The organism is Mycobacterium sp. NGS48, from assembly GCF_059812585.1.
Window position 1 is genome coordinate 644,444 of record NZ_JCALCY010000001.1, and the last position, 14,151, is coordinate 658,594.

14 protein-coding genes are annotated in these 14,151 nt (G+C 65.4%); 11 read left to right on the plus strand and 3 right to left on the minus strand.

Annotated elements, in window-relative coordinates:
- Window positions 1–37: 37 nt before the first annotated feature.
- Window positions 38–670, minus strand: a complete 633-nt coding sequence (locus AC5Y42_RS03255) for a TetR/AcrR family transcriptional regulator (protein ID WP_499895693.1) — start codon at window positions 668–670, stop codon at window positions 38–40.
- A 176-nt stretch (window positions 671–846) separates the two neighbouring features.
- Between AC5Y42_RS03255 and AC5Y42_RS03260 the strand changes: the two genes are divergently transcribed.
- From AC5Y42_RS03260 to AC5Y42_RS03280, 5 genes are all read left to right on the plus strand, one after another.
- Window positions 847–1,197, plus strand: a complete 351-nt coding sequence (locus AC5Y42_RS03260) for a sigma-70 family RNA polymerase sigma factor (RefSeq protein ID WP_499895695.1) — start codon at window positions 847–849, stop codon at window positions 1,195–1,197.
- A 76-nt stretch (window positions 1,198–1,273) separates the two neighbouring features.
- Window positions 1,274–1,765, plus strand: a complete 492-nt coding sequence (locus AC5Y42_RS03265; protein WP_499895697.1) for a sigma-70 family RNA polymerase sigma factor — start codon at window positions 1,274–1,276, stop codon at window positions 1,763–1,765.
- A complete protein-coding gene (locus tag AC5Y42_RS03270; RefSeq protein WP_499895699.1) occupies window positions 1,762–3,369 on the plus strand; it encodes a carotenoid oxygenase family protein in 1,608 nt (535 codons plus the stop codon). Before AC5Y42_RS03265 ends, AC5Y42_RS03270 begins: the two co-directional genes overlap by 4 nt.
- A gap of 128 nt (window positions 3,370–3,497) precedes the next feature.
- The gene (locus AC5Y42_RS03275) at window positions 3,498–3,992 is read left to right on the plus strand and encodes a sigma-70 family RNA polymerase sigma factor (protein WP_499895862.1); all 495 of its coding nucleotides are present in this window, start codon (window positions 3,498–3,500) and stop codon (window positions 3,990–3,992) included.
- Complete coding sequence (locus tag AC5Y42_RS03280) at window positions 3,989–4,732, plus strand: anti-sigma factor family protein (RefSeq protein WP_499895701.1); 744 nt, start codon at window positions 3,989–3,991, stop codon at window positions 4,730–4,732. Before AC5Y42_RS03275 ends, AC5Y42_RS03280 begins: the two co-directional genes overlap by 4 nt.
- 10 nt (window positions 4,733–4,742) lie before the next feature.
- Here AC5Y42_RS03280 and AC5Y42_RS03285 read toward each other — a convergent pair whose 3' ends face one another.
- Window positions 4,743–6,044 (minus strand): FAD-binding oxidoreductase, encoded by a 1,302-nt coding sequence (locus AC5Y42_RS03285; protein WP_499895863.1) that lies wholly within the window; start codon window positions 6,042–6,044, stop codon window positions 4,743–4,745.
- Window positions 6,045–6,077: 33 nt separating this feature from the next.
- Window positions 6,078–7,250 (minus strand): flavin-containing monooxygenase, encoded by a 1,173-nt coding sequence (locus AC5Y42_RS03290; protein WP_499895702.1) that lies wholly within the window; start codon window positions 7,248–7,250, stop codon window positions 6,078–6,080.
- A 119-nt stretch (window positions 7,251–7,369) separates the two neighbouring features.
- On the opposite strand from AC5Y42_RS03290, the gene AC5Y42_RS03295 reads away from it, so the two are divergent.
- The 6 genes from AC5Y42_RS03295 to AC5Y42_RS03320 are packed head-to-tail and all read left to right on the plus strand — an operon-like array spanning window position 7,370 to window position 14,119.
- Window positions 7,370–8,566 carry an FAD-dependent oxidoreductase gene (locus tag AC5Y42_RS03295; protein WP_499895704.1) on the plus strand — a complete coding sequence of 399 codons (1,197 nt, stop codon included), beginning with the start codon at window positions 7,370–7,372 and terminating at the stop codon, window positions 8,564–8,566.
- A gap of 4 nt (window positions 8,567–8,570) precedes the next feature.
- Window positions 8,571–9,656, plus strand: a complete 1,086-nt coding sequence (locus AC5Y42_RS03300) for a methyltransferase (protein WP_499895706.1) — start codon at window positions 8,571–8,573, stop codon at window positions 9,654–9,656.
- 46 nt (window positions 9,657–9,702) lie between these two features.
- Complete coding sequence (locus AC5Y42_RS03305; protein ID WP_499895708.1) at window positions 9,703–11,427, plus strand: thiamine pyrophosphate-binding protein; 1,725 nt, start codon at window positions 9,703–9,705, stop codon at window positions 11,425–11,427.
- A complete protein-coding gene (locus tag AC5Y42_RS03310) occupies window positions 11,408–12,055 on the plus strand; it encodes an SRPBCC family protein (protein WP_499895710.1) in 648 nt (215 codons plus the stop codon). Before AC5Y42_RS03305 ends, AC5Y42_RS03310 begins: the two co-directional genes overlap by 20 nt.
- A 7-nt stretch (window positions 12,056–12,062) precedes the next feature.
- Window positions 12,063–13,082, plus strand: a complete 1,020-nt coding sequence (locus AC5Y42_RS03315) for a 3-oxoacyl-ACP synthase III family protein (protein WP_499895712.1) — start codon at window positions 12,063–12,065, stop codon at window positions 13,080–13,082.
- Entirely contained in the window at window positions 13,082–14,119 is a 1,038-nt protein-coding gene (locus AC5Y42_RS03320) for a pyridoxal phosphate-dependent aminotransferase (protein ID WP_499895714.1), read from the plus strand. The genes AC5Y42_RS03315 and AC5Y42_RS03320 overlap by 1 nt, the downstream gene beginning before the upstream one ends.
- Window positions 14,120–14,151 lie beyond the last annotated feature (32 nt).

A 14,151-nucleotide genomic window follows, 5' to 3' on the forward strand; every position in this document is an offset into this window, starting at 1 on the left:
GCCGTTCTTCGGGCCGGGGCGATCAGCAATGCCAGGTTCACCCGTCCGGGACACCCACGGCCTGGGCGGTAGCGGCGTCTAACAACGCGCGCACGGTGGTGTAGATCTGCTCAGCGGCATCGTCGATGGCGCTCATCGGTTGCAGCAGATGGCTGAGCGTTAAGCGGACGTCGACTTCGACGATCGAGTTCAGCTGCCGGTCGATCACATCCGGAAGGTCGTAGAACTCCCGGACCGCCGCCGCGATCGCATCCATGGCACCGCGCCAGATCGGTCGCCGTCCGGCCGTCAACAGCGGAGTCAGGCCGGTTTCCCCGTTGCGCGCGCGGGCCAGGGTCGCTTTGGTCAGGGCGTCGTCGGTGCCGGCACGCAGGGTGAAAGCTGCGCCGGCCGCAAGGCCAGCCGCCACGTCATCGGGGTGGGCCCGCATAGCCGAAACGACCCCGGTGATGAATCGATGGGTCTCCCGTTCGACCAAGGCCTCGCCCAGTGCCTGCTTGACGCCGATCTCCTTGTACAGCACTTGCCGGCTGATGCCGACCGTGGCAGCGATGCGCGACATGTTTACTGCCGGCCAGCCCTCCGCGCAGATCAGCGCGTAAGCCGCATCTAAGACTCGGTCGCGCAGCAACTGGCGGACCTCGACCTGAAAGTTCGGTGCGTCCGGCATATTTTGTAGGTTACGACAGTTCGGGCAGAAATGTCACTATTGACACAATAGTCGCTTACATGTATACAATGCGTACAACGTTGGCTAAGTTGTATTCGGAGTCGGTCGTGAGAACTAATCGAGATGATTCATCGGTGAGCTCCACGTGCGCTGCCAGCGAGAACACAGTGGGTGCGATGCGGAGGGGGTTCACCACGACGGTATTCATCGGTGCTGGACCTCTGGATCCGGCGCGCAGCGCCTGGGAATCGTTGGGCCCGGGCGCGATGAAATGTTCACAGGCCGAGTCGGCTTCGCGCACCGCGGTCGACGTCAACCTGGACCGGGGCCAGATCCGGCATGCGGTAGCCCAGTTGCCCGACCGGCACCGCGCGATGCTGTACCGGTCCTACTACCTCAGACGAACCACGACGCAGATCGCCGCCGATCTCAGGACCGATGACAACGTTGTCAAGGACGAACTACACCACGCACTGCACGCGTTGCGAATGAACCTGCCGAGCGTGGGCGACAAGCCCCGGCGGTAGCCCTCGGCTAAGCGGGCTAGTGCCCGGGTGTGAACCACACGAGGGCCGCAGTCGTGTTAGCACCGGAAGGTTGTCGATGGACATTCCGGAAACTGGCCCGGTGCGGGTGCTCTATGCAGAGCATGCCGCGGCTTTGTGGCGCTACGCATTCCGTCTCACCGGTGACCAGATCCGCGCCCAGGACGTCGTGCACGAGGCCCTGTCACGGGCGCAGCGGCATCCCGAGGTTCTCGACGATGCCGAGCGGTCGGCACGTGCCTGGCTGTTCAGCCAGGCCCGAAACGTGGTCGGCGACGACCGCCACTGTGCCGGGCTGGCGTCATCGGACCGTTCCGGTGCGCTGCAGCGGGCGCGCAACCCGACGCTGGACCGGATGCTGGTCGGCGACGCGATGGCAGAACTGCCCATCGAGCATCGGATCATGCTTCGCCGCTCGTACTACCAGGGCTGGACCACCGGAGAAATCGCCGCCGATCTCGGTATTGCCGAGGGTACGGTGAAGTTGCAGCTGCACCATGCTCTGCGAACCCTGCGGCAAGCCCTGCTGGAAATGGGAGTGGCGCAATGACCGCCTTCGACTGCGCCAAATACGCCACGTGGGACGCCGCGTACGTGCTGGGCTCGCTTTCCGGTGCCGACCGCCGCGAATTCGAGACACATATGGACAGTTGCCCATCGTGCCAGCAAGCGGTCGCCGAGTTGTCCGGCATGCCCGATCTGCTGGCACTGCTCGACGGCAACGAGGTAGCTGCGATCGAAACGGGCGACGTCGGATGGGATGTGCCGCGGTTGGTCCCAGTGTCGGCGCTGGCGACACCGGAGCGACGGTTGCAAGCCGTCCCAGATCGCGGGGTGCCGCCGGAAACGGTCTTTCCGGTCTTTCGCGCCGGCAACTACGCGCCCGTACATGACGAGCTGACCGCTTTCGATCTGCCGGTCGAGGGGGCCATTCCCGCCGAGTTGGACGGCTGGTATCTGCGCAACGGTCCAAACCCACGGGTGGACGCCGGCCACTGGTGTGTCGGGGACGGCATGGTCCACGGTGTTCGGCTGAAAAACGGTCGGGCAGCGTGGTACCGCAACCGTTGGCTGCGCACCGAGAGTTTCGAAAGTCCCGTCCCGCTGTACAACCCTGACGGCTCTCGGAACCTGCACTCGAGCGTTGCCAACACCCATGTTGTTCGCCATGCCGGCAAAACGCTTGCGCTGATGGAATTCTCGTTACCCTACGAGATCAGCAACGATCTCAAAACGTTGGGAGCCTACGACTTCGGCGGCAAGTTGGCCGATTCGATGACCGCCCATCCCAAGATCTGCCCCGTCACCGGCGAATTGCACTTCTTCGGATCCGGCAACATCCTGGAGCCGCATGTCACCTACCACCGCGCGAATGCCGACGGTCAGCTGGTTGTCAACCGCCCCATCGACGTTCCCGCGCTGACCCTGATGCACGACTTCGCACTGACCGCTGGGCACGTTGTGTTCATGGACCTGCCGCTCGTGTTCGACCTGCGCCTGGCGCTCGCCCAACAAGACGAATTGGACCTTCCCTACCGGTGGGACGACAACCACCCGGCCCGGCTGGGAGTGCTGCGCCGCGACGATCCCTACGGTCCGATGCGCTGGTTCGAGATTGAGCCGTGCTACGTGTTCCACATCGCCAATGCCTACGACAGCGCCAACACAATTGTGCTGGAGGTTGTCTGCTACCCCGAAATGTGGCGCGACAACAGCGAATTCGGAACCGATGCGGCATTGTGGCGCTGGACTCTCGACCTGGACACCGGGTCCGTCGCGGCGACCCAGCTCGACGACCGCGGAGTCGAGTTCCCGCGCGTCGACGATCGGCTGGTCGGCGCAGCCGCTCGGTACTCGGTCGCCGTCGGCGGCGGCGCCCTGGTGCGCTACGACCTCGAACGTGACAGTGCCTCCGAACACCGATTCGCCGCCAACGGCCAGCTCGGTGCACCCAGCGAGGCGGTGTTCGCACCGGCCACCGACCACACTGACGAATCGGCCGGCTGGTACCTGACCTACGTATACGACCCGATACGCGACAGCAGCGACCTAGTCATCATCGATGCTTCCGACTTCGACGGCGAACCCGCTGCGCGCGTACACCTGCCGCGCCGGGTGCCGCACGGGTTCCACGGCAACTGGCTGCCCGCCTGAGCGGGGCTGTGCGGGACCCGCGCCTTGAAGTGAACCGAAGCGCCGCCTATCACGTGTTGTTATCAGAGGGTTTGGGAGGTGATCGAGTGCCCCATGTTGCTGGCAGGCCGGCACCCGAAACCACCTTGATGAGGGCCCTTTACGACGAGCACGCGGCGGCGTTGTGGCGGTACGCGCTGCGGTTGTGCGGCGACCGGAACCGAGCCGAAGACGTTGTTCAGGAGACGCTGTTGCGGGCCTGGCAGCATCCCGAGGTGTTAGACGACACCGACGGGACTCACCGGTCGGCGCGTGCGTGGCTGTTCACGGTCGCCCGCAACATGATTATCGACGAGAGCCGAAGCGCCCGGTTCCGCAAGGAAGTTGGCTCGTTGGACACGGCTCCCGAGCGGGCAGGCCCGGATGACGTGACTGCGGCACTGGACCGGATGCTGATCGCCGACGCGATGACGCAGTTGTCGCCGGAGCACCGCGCGGTGATTCATCGGTCGTATTACAAGGGTTGGACCACCGCGCAGATCGCCGCAGATCTGGAGATTGCCGAAGGCACCGTGAAGTCGCGGCTGCACTACGCCGTTCGGGCGCTGCGGCTTACACTGCAAGAGTTGGGGGTGACACGATGACGGCGCTACAACCACCGGGAGCGCCCGGCGGACGACCACCCGGCCACGGCAGCCACGAATACGCGATGTGGGACGCGGCTTACGTCCTGGGGGCACTATCGGCCGCCGACCGGCGCGAGTTCGAGGCGCATATCAGCGGCTGCCCTTCATGTCGCGAAGCCGTCGGTGAATTGGGCGGCATACCGGCCTTGTTGTCGCAACTCGATGGCGATCAAATGGCCGCGATCGCCTCGGATGACGATGCACCGGAGACGCCGCAGCTGCGACCCGAAGTCCTGACATCGCTACTGGCCGCGGTTCGCTGGCGGCGGCGCCGTTCGCACGTGATGACCTGGGCCGCTGCGGCTGCCGCCGCGGTGGTACTGGCGATCGGTGTCTTTGTTGGGGTTGCGGGTCATTCCCCGACACCTTCGCCACCGCAGGCCAGTGTGTCGGCGCTGCCGATGGCGCAGGTTGGGACGACCGCGCTGACCTCGACGGTGTCGGTCAGCAGCGAGCGCTGGGGAACCTTCATCGATCTGCAGTGTGTCTGCCTGGCACCGGTGAATGCCCGCCACGACAGGCTGGCGATGGTCGTGGTGGGTCGCGACGGCAGCCGCACCCAGTTGGCCACCTGGGTGGCCGAACCCGGGCATACTGCGACTCCGGCCGGCAGCATCTCGACCGCGGTTGACCAGATCGCCGCAGTGCAGGTGGTGTCTGCCGACAACGGCCAGGTGCTGCTGCAGCGCGCGCTGTGAATTCCGGCGGCTACCCGGCGCCCATCCAGCTGTGGAATCGGCCATCCGGGTCGTAGATCGAGCGCACCTTATCCAGCCGCGTCATGTTCGCGTCGGTGATGAATTTCGCCGGTCGCCGCGCGAGGTTCTCGTCGGCGAGTGCGATGCCGGTGGCCAAGTGCGACATCGCCGCCATGTTGGAACTCGCCCAGTCGCAGTACTGTTCGTCGTCAGCCGGATCCGGCCAGGCAGTGTAGAGCGCGAGGTAGATCTCGTCCTCGAGGCCGTAGACCATGTCGGCACGATCAGGGGACGGCTGCCATCCCGTGAAGACGAATTGTGAGGGGTGCGGTGGCATCGTTTCGATGATCTTGCGGATACCCGGCAGCAGCTCTTCGGCGGTCGCCGAAGTGAACATGCTGTCCGCGATATAGCGGTGGCCCGCAGGGTAATTGGTCATCACCGCGGCGTACCAATTGGCCAAGGTTGTGGGAGCATACGGCAGGCTGACGATCGCCCGATCGGCGACCGGGCAGCTGCCCAGCGGAGCAAGGGCTTTCATCGCCCCTTCGTCCGAATCGGCGAACACCGGTGCGGCGATGGTGACGCCGGGGCGATCGAGTCCGGTCTCCGGAAAACTGCGGCAGGTGACCATTTGCAGTTCGACGCGGTCGTCGAGCTCGGCACACATCGAGCGCGCCCACGTGAACACCTCGTCGGCAACATCGATGGGATACATGTACAGGCAGGTGCCCCAAACCGGCGGCCGTCGGTGAATGCGCAAGCTGAAGGAGGTGACCACGCCGAAAAAGCCTGGCCCCGAGCCGCGGGCGGCCCAATACAGGTCCGGGTGGTTCTCGGGATCGCAATAGATCTGCTCGCCGTCGGCGGTGACCACCTCCAGCCCGAGCACGCTCTCGCAGGCCGGTCCGACCACCTTGCTGTTCCAGCCGTACCCGCCCTGCAGCAGAAAGCCACCGAGGCCGATGCCTTCGCAGTGTCCGGCCGGGAAGAAAAGCCCTACGGCGTCGAGCTCGAGCGCCAAGTCGCTCGCGGCCTTGCCGGGTCCGACGCGCGCGACCATCGCATCCGCGTCGACGACGCAGTGATCCAGGCGACTGACATTCAGCAATAGGCCGCCGTCGCGCAAATGACTGGCCGTCCAGCTGCGCCCGCCCGAACATACGCCGACCCGGTGGCCGTTGGCACGCGCATAGCGGATCGCTTCGACCACGTCGTCGCTGTCATTGGCCAGTACGACCGCATCGGGAAAGCGTTCCGGCACTAGGCCGTTCCATACGGTGTCGCGGCGGACTGGTTCGTATCCGTCCATGCCGCGCAAGAAGATCTGCACGCGTGTTTCCTTTCACCGAGCTGCGGCAGCGCAATGTTCAGCGCGGCTGCCGAGATAGGTCGCGACCTCGCCGGCCACCGGCGTGGCGCCTCGACGGATCGCGCGCAGCGGACCGCTGGGTGGAATGCCGTACCCGATGGCGAACAATCCGTCACCGAGGTGGCAGGCGAACCCGCCACGCGGATCGCCCCGCCCGTCCAGGACACCCAGGTGCCCGACCAACGCTTCGAGGTTGGTGGAAAACCCAGTGGCGGCAATGATTACCTGCGGCGACAGCGACGTGCCGTCGGTGAGGATCACGTCGCCGGTTGCAATTCGCTGCACCGCAGCTACCACCGCAACGCGCCCGGCACGCACGACATCGACCAGCTCGTCGGCGAGGGTGGGTATGCGCCCGGACAGCTCGACCGTCGCCTTCAGCCCAAGCGGGGGTTGGTGGAATCCATAGTCCGCCAGGTCACCAAACAGTAAGCGGTTGAGGCGTGCGATCAGCGGGTCGATTATGCGCGCCGGCACCGGAGCGAACAATTCCAGGAAGATATCCGACGGCAGACCGCCGATCGACCGGCGCACCAGGTGCGGTGGGGTTCGCACGGCGAGCCAGATGTTGCCGGCGCCGCCGCGGGCGAGCTGGACTGCGATGTCGGCGGCCGAGTTGCCGGCGCCGACTACCAGGACATCGCGTCCCCGGAACGGGCACGCGTTGCGGAAGTCCGCTGAGTGAACGAGTTCGCCGGTGAAGTCGGCGACGCCCGGCCACGGCGGGACCGCAGGCGTGCAGTACCGGCCGGTGGCGAGAATAGCGGCGGCTGCGCGGATTTCACCCCGTGATGTGTCGATAAGCCAACCGTTTGGAGCCCGGTCGATGCGGTGGACCGAACACCCGAGTGCAAGCGTGATGTTCTGTGTTCGCACGTATCGGTCGAAGTAGCGGACCATGTCTTCCTTCGTCGGCCAACGACCTGCGCTCAGCGGGAGCCGTTGCCCGGGAAGATGTGACAAGAAGCCGTTCGTGTTGAGGCGGAAGTTGTCGTAGCGCGCATGCCAGGACGCCGCGGGCGTCGCCGCGCGGTCGATGACCAGAGCCTCGATCCGATGCCGACGGCCAAGCTCACGAGCGACGGCGAGGCCTGCTGGCCCCGCACCGATGACAACGACTTCGTGAGTAGTGAACAACTGGCGCATGACCCCCTATCCACGGGTCCCCCTGCGGTAACACGGTCCAGATCCCTGTGCGGTTCACGCAGCCGGCGTTGATTGAACTTCTTGTCGTCGTCAAGCGTGTTGGCAGTAGGAGGTGTGCGTTGACGGACGAACCGCTTTGCGTTGTGGTTGTCGGTGGCGGTGTGGCCGGCGTTGCCATCGCCCGCGGATTGTTGCGCGACGGGCATGATGTCACGCTCTTCGAGCAGCGGCCGCAACTGACGGCCGGTGGTGGGGCGGTGACCATCTGGTCGAATGGCGCGACAGTGTTGCGTCAGCTGGGCGTCGATATGGACGGGACCGGTCAGCTGCTGTCGGCGGTGCGGGTCTTGACATCCACTGGTCGCCCGGTGGCGACTTTGGACTTGACCGCGATTCAGGACCGGCTCGGGGCACCCATCCGGATGGTGGCACGTCGGGTGCTACTGGAACGGTTGCTGAAAGGGGTTCCGGCCGAACGCATCCGGTGTGACTCTCGCGCGGTCGCCGTGGTCAGGACAGCTGGCGGAGCGGTGGTCGAATTCGACGACGGCGGCCACGCCGAAGCAGATGTGGTGATCGGCGCCGACGGTTTGCACTCGATGGTTCGAAGGACGTTGGGCGCGCGGCCCGCAACACCCACCGGGTGGTGCAGCTGGCAGGGGCTGGTCACCCTTAACGACATACCCGATAAGCACACCGCGCTGATGATGATCGGTGAACACGGAAACCTCGGGCTGTGGCCGGCTGGGGGGTGCGATCTGCAGTGGTGGTTCGACCTGCCGTGGTCGCCGGGTTTCGTTCGACCGAGTCGTCCGATCGAGGAAATCCGCTCTCACTTCAGTGGGTGGTCCGGATTCGTCGACCGTGTCCTGGAGACACTGACCGATGCGGACCTCGCTCCGTCCCCGTTTCCGCATTATCGACACCCGATTCCCCGCCGCGGTGACGGCGCGGTGACGTTGCTCGGCGACGCCGCGCATACGATGCCGCCCACCCTGGCGCAGGGAACCAATCAGGCGCTGCTCGACACCATGGTGTTGTGCAAGGCCCTCTCGGACGTCGGGAGCCGTGATCTCTGCGCCGCGTTGCGCTGGTATGAGAACACCAGGCGACCCAAGGTCAAGGCCGTGTCCTGGGTGACCACGCAGCAGGTGTCGCGCAGCGAGCCGATGCTGCGGCCGGCGGCGTTGATCTCCGATCGGTTCATGACCTGGGCACTGACAACGTTTCTGGGGTGGGCAAGTCACCGCCGGATTGCCGCGCAGATCAGCAGAGAACGTGCAGTCGACACGCTGAGCGTCGAACTGTCGAGGTGATGTGATGTCCGCGACGGCACTGCCCGCCGAGTTGGCTCGCGCCGTCGAATGGCTGCGCCACCACCTGTATCGGGTCCATCAACGCCTGACACCCGCGCCCGCAGCGATGATGGAAATGATCATCGCGACCTGGACATCGCAAGCGATCACAGTGGCGGCCCAACTCGGTGTCGCCGATGAGCTGGCCAACGGGCCGCTGCCGGTCGAGGAATTGGCCGCCCGCGTGGGCGCGGACGCGGACGCGCTGCGTCGGCTGCTGCGGGCGTTGATCGGCCGGGGCATCTTCCGGCACCGCCGCGACGGCCGCTATGAGCTGAATGCGCTTGCGGCGACGCTGCGTTCCGACGCAGCGGTGTCGATGATGTGGGCGGCGCGGTTCTACGGCTCACCCGAGCAGCGCGAACGGTGGACGCTGCTAGTGGATTCGATCCGGACCGGCAACGCGGTTGTCCCGGCCCTGCACGGCAAGGAGAGCTTCGACTACTTCGCCGAGCACCACGAGCACGCCGAACTCTTCAACCAGACCATGACGAGTGTTTCGCAGCTTACGGATGTGCCCGTCGTCGCCGCTTACGACTTCGGTGCCTTTCCCACGATCGTCGATGTGGGCGGCGGGCGCGGAACGTTGCTGGCCGCCATCCTGGCGGCGGCGCCGGCGTCGCACGGTGTCCTGTACGACCTGCCCGGCGTCGTCGCGAGCGCCGAGGACCTGTTGCGCGGACGCGATGTCGTCGCACGGGTGCAGATCGTGGCGGGGTCGTTTTTCGACGATGTTCCGGGCGGAGCTGACGCCTACGTGCTCAAAAATATCATCCACGACTGGCCCGACGAGAAGGCGGTGCAGATCCTGCGCAACGTTCGCGAGGCGGCGGGGCAGCGGGCCACGGTACTGCTGATCGAACTGGTGATCCCCGACCACGATCGTGACTTCCCAGGAAAATGGGTGGATCTGGAGATGCTGCTGAATATGGGCGCCCGCGAACGCACCGCGGCCGAGTACCGAGACCTACTCGGCCAGGCCGGGTTGCGGACGACCCGGGTGGTGCAAACCGCGTCACCGCTGTCCGTGGTGGAGGCCAGACCCGGCTGAACCGCGAAGCGATGAACTCAAAGCGCCCGCGAGTCGTCTATCAGATATGCCTAGCACGTACCGGGTGGTCGACCACATCGTCGGGCAGCTCGCGGCCATCGGAGTCGGCCACATCTTCGGTGTGGATGGCGCCAACATCGAAGACCTCTACGACGCCGCATACTTTCGGTCGGACATCACGGCGGTGCTGGCCAAGCACGAGTTCTCGGCGTCGACGATGGCAGACGGGTACAGCCGCAGCGGGGCCGGCTTGGGGGTGGTGGCGGCCACTTCGGGCGGTGGTGCGCTCAACCTCGTTCCCGGACTTGGAGAATCGCTGGCCAGTCGAGTCCCGGTACTGGCATTGGTGGGTCAGCCGGCCACGACGATGGACGGGCAGGGCAGCTTTCAGGACACAAGCGGCCGCAACGCCTCGTTGGATGCCGACCGGTTGTTTTCGTCAGTGTCGCTGTTCTGCCGAAGGGTACTTACATCCGGCGACATCGTTTCTGCGTTGCCGGCGGCGCTGGCGGCAGCCCGCACGGGCGGGCCGGCGGTATTGTTGCTGCCCAAGGACATTCAGCAAGGCACGATCGGCATCAACGGCCACCGCTGTGATCTTGAACGGCCGCGCTCCATTGGCGATCCGCATCCGATCGTGCGGGCAGTGCATCAGGCGATCGGGCCGGTCACGATCATCGCCGGTGAACAGGTGGCCCGCGACGATGCGCGAAGCGAACTGGCGGCTCTCCGGGCCGTGCTGCGCGCGCGGGTGGCGTGTGTGCCCGACGCCAAGGATGTCGCCGGGACACCGGGTTTCGGGTCATCGTCGACGCTCGGAGTGACCGGTGTCATGGGCCACCCCGGGGTGGCCGAGGCGATCGCCCGCAGCGCACTGTGCCTGGTAGTGGGCACCCGGCTGCCGGTGACCGCGCGCGCCGGACTCGACGATGCGCTGGCCGGAGTGCGCACGGTGTCGATCGGGTCCGCACCGCCGTACTTTCCCTGCACCCACGTGCACACCGACGATCTGCGGGCCTCGTTGCGACTCCTGACCAGCGCGTTGACTGGGCGTGCGCGACCGATCGGTATCCGCGTGCCTGATGCGGTGTCGCGCAAGGAACTTTGCCCCCCGTCGTTCGACGGGCCGGGTGTGCGCTACCGCGATGCAATGATCGCGCTCGATCGGGCGCTGCCCGACGGGGTGGACATCGTCGTCGATGCCGGCAACACCGGCGCGGCCGCCATCCACTATCTGCCGACGCGGCGCGAAGGCCGATTCATGGTCGCGCTTGGTATGGGCGGCATGGGCTACAGCTTCGGTGCGGGCATCGGCATGGCATTCGCCCGTGGCCGGCGGGTGGTGGTCGTCGCCGGGGACGGCGCCTTCTTCATGCACGGCACCGAAATACACACGGCGGTGCAATACCGGCTACCGGTGACGTTCGTGTTGTGCAACAACAACGCCCACGCCATGTGCGTAACCCGCGAACAGTTGTTCTATGACGATCGATACAGCTACAACCGATTTGCGCCAAGCAATCTCGGAGCCGGTCTGGCGGCGATGTTTCCCGGACTGGCGTCTGTCGACGTCACCGACGCCGACGCGTTCTCGTCGGCGGTGAGCATGGCACTGGATGTCGACGGGCCCTCGGTGGTCAGCGTCGAGTGCGCAGCCGATGAAATCCCCCCGTTCGCACCATTCCTGGCGCAGCCGACAACCAGTTTTTCGGCGGCTCAGCTGCATTCAACCACGAAGGAGAGCCGCACCCATGTCGCTGTCAGCGCGTGATGATATTGCCGAATCCATCGAGGGAGTGGTGCGCATCGAGAGCGCGCCGTTAGAGCAGACCGCACCGATCTTCATGGCGAAGATGCGGTCGGTGTATCCGCACGACGAGGTCTTCGGTCAGTACTGCACGGTCAACGACTACGTCGACTGCCCACCCGACGAGCTGTTCGCGTGGTTGGCCGACACCCGAAGCCTCGAGGAGTGGACCTATACCCTGCGCGACTTCACCCCGACCGATGAGCCTGGGCTCTGGCTGGCCTACGACCGGTTACTTCCAGACACCAAGATCTACACCCGAACGGTGGCCAACGCCGATGCCCGTACCGTCGATTACCACTGCGCCTGGGACCAAAGTAGGCACCTGTGGATGATCTATCTGATGCGGGTGCTGGACGCGGAGGTGGTGCTCGACAAGCCCGGATCGGTTGTGCTGTGGACCAATTGCCGCCATCCGTTCTATGACCACAACCCACATCCGGAAGCCGTTCCGCCAGGCCGCACGGGCTGGGTGGGCGACTTCTGGGACTTGTTCGGCGCCGGCCATGGCTTGGAGCTGAACAACCTCAAGTCGATCGCCGAATATCGTCACCGCAATGGTCTTCCGGTCATTCCGGCCTGGATGAGATGAGCGCCTCATGAGCCCACCCGCCGTCAGCTTGGCCGATGTTTCCAGCTATCTGCCCGGATCGCCGATCGGCGCGGATTACTACGCTGGATTCGCCGAATCCGACGCCCTGCGCGACAATCTCATGTTTCGTGCCCCCAAGTTTCGCCACCACGTCGCGCCCGACGAGACCGCGATCGACATGGTCGAACGGGCCTGTGCCGGGCTGACAGAACGGCACGGGCGGGAGGCCGTCGAAAGCGTCGACGTGCTGATCACCCATACCCAGCTGCCGGACATGCCGTTTTACGGCGCAGGCGGCGGCATCGCGCACCGATTGGGCATGCGACCGTCATGTGTACTTGACTTGCACAACGGCGGGTGCGCAGCGTTCGTGTTGGCACTGAAGGTGGCTCGTCAACTGTTGGCCACCGGCGAAGGACGAACGGCGCTCATCGCGATCGCGCAGAACGCTGCTGGCCAGGTGTTCGACCAGCCCGGGGTGCGTGGTAAGGCGCAGGCGTCGGTTCCCGGCGACGGCGCCGCGGTCGGCCTGGTCACGGTATCGGACCAGTCGCCCATCCTCGATGCGGAGTGCCGCACCTACGGCGAATACGCCGGCGACATGACTTACACGATTGACCCGCCACGCAAGTACTGGCAGCCCGGATCTGGCGAAGGCTGCATCGGTTTCACCGACAGCAAGATCGCCAAGGTGCTCGCCCGCGGGAACCGCCAGGTTCCGGAAGTGGCATTGGCCGTGTGTGACCGAATCAGCCTGGCGTCCACGGACATCGACCTCCTCGTCACCAACCAACCCAATCGGGTATTCCTGCGGAACTGGCGCGAAGCACTCGAGGTGCCCGAGTCGAGACACCTCGATACCTTCGATGAGTGCGGCAACCTGTTCGGTGCCGCGATCCCGGTGAACCTTGATCGCGCGATCAGTGGCGGCCAGGTCGCGGTCGGCGACGTGGTGCTGATGGCGGCCTTCGCGCATGCGGGTGATTTCGCGGGCGCCGCCGCGGTCCGATGGGGCGGACGCGGCTGATGGCGCTGCTGACGAATCCGGTGGGGGCAGACGTCCTCGCGGCGTTGCCATCGGCGGTAGACCCATTAGCGTTGTCGCTCAACGAGAGTCCGTTTCCGCCGCTGCGTGCGGTGCGGGCCGCTCTGCGGAAGTCGATCGATGCCGCCAACCGCTATCCGGAGTTTCTGCCTGAGCAATTGCGCCGCCAGATCGCCAGTCACATCGGCGCGAACGAGGATCAGGTGGTGCTCGGCTCCGGAGCGACTGGGGTGGCGGTGCAGGTTCTGCAAACGCTGACTAGTCCGGGCGACACGATTGCCATGGCTGCGCCGACGTTCGAAGGTTATCCACTATTCGCGCAGATAGCCCGACTGATACCTGAGATCGTCCCACTCGATGAGTATGGCCATCACGACCTCGATGCGTTGGCAGACGCCGCTGCGACGGCTCGGGTGGTCGTGTTGTGTCGCCCGCACAACCCGACCGGCACTGTGGAGCCCCCGGTCGAGGTCTTGCAGTTTCTTCGCCGGGTACCACGCAAGACAATCGTGTTGCTCGACGAGGCCTACATCGAATTCGTTGCTGCAGAGCATCGGATCAGCGCGTCGGCGTTGGTCGGCCGCTTTCCCAATGTGGTGGTGCTGCGCACGTTCTCCAAGGCCTATGGCCTGGCCGGGCTGCGCATCGGTTACGGCGTCGGGTCGCCGAGCCTGACCCGGATGCTGTGGAGCAAGCAGTTGCCGTTCGGCCTCGCCATTACCTGTCTGCTGGCGGTCGCCGCGTCCTACGGGGCTGAAGATCAATTGCGCAAACGGATCCAGTCGATCACCGCCGAACGTCATTACCTGCAACGGCGGTTAAGGGAGATGGGTGTGGATACCACTGACTCGCACGCGAATTTCATCTACATCCCGGCGGCAGGTCGTCGCTGGCACGAGATGTTGGCGGGCAGCGGGTTGCGGGCCCGCCACTACGCCGACGGCGGCGTGCGGATCACCGTCGGTAACCGCGCGTCGAGCCTGGCGGTGTTGTCGGTGGTGGGAAAGTCGCTCTGCTGACCCGACCGCGCGCCGAAGTGCGGTAAGAAGGG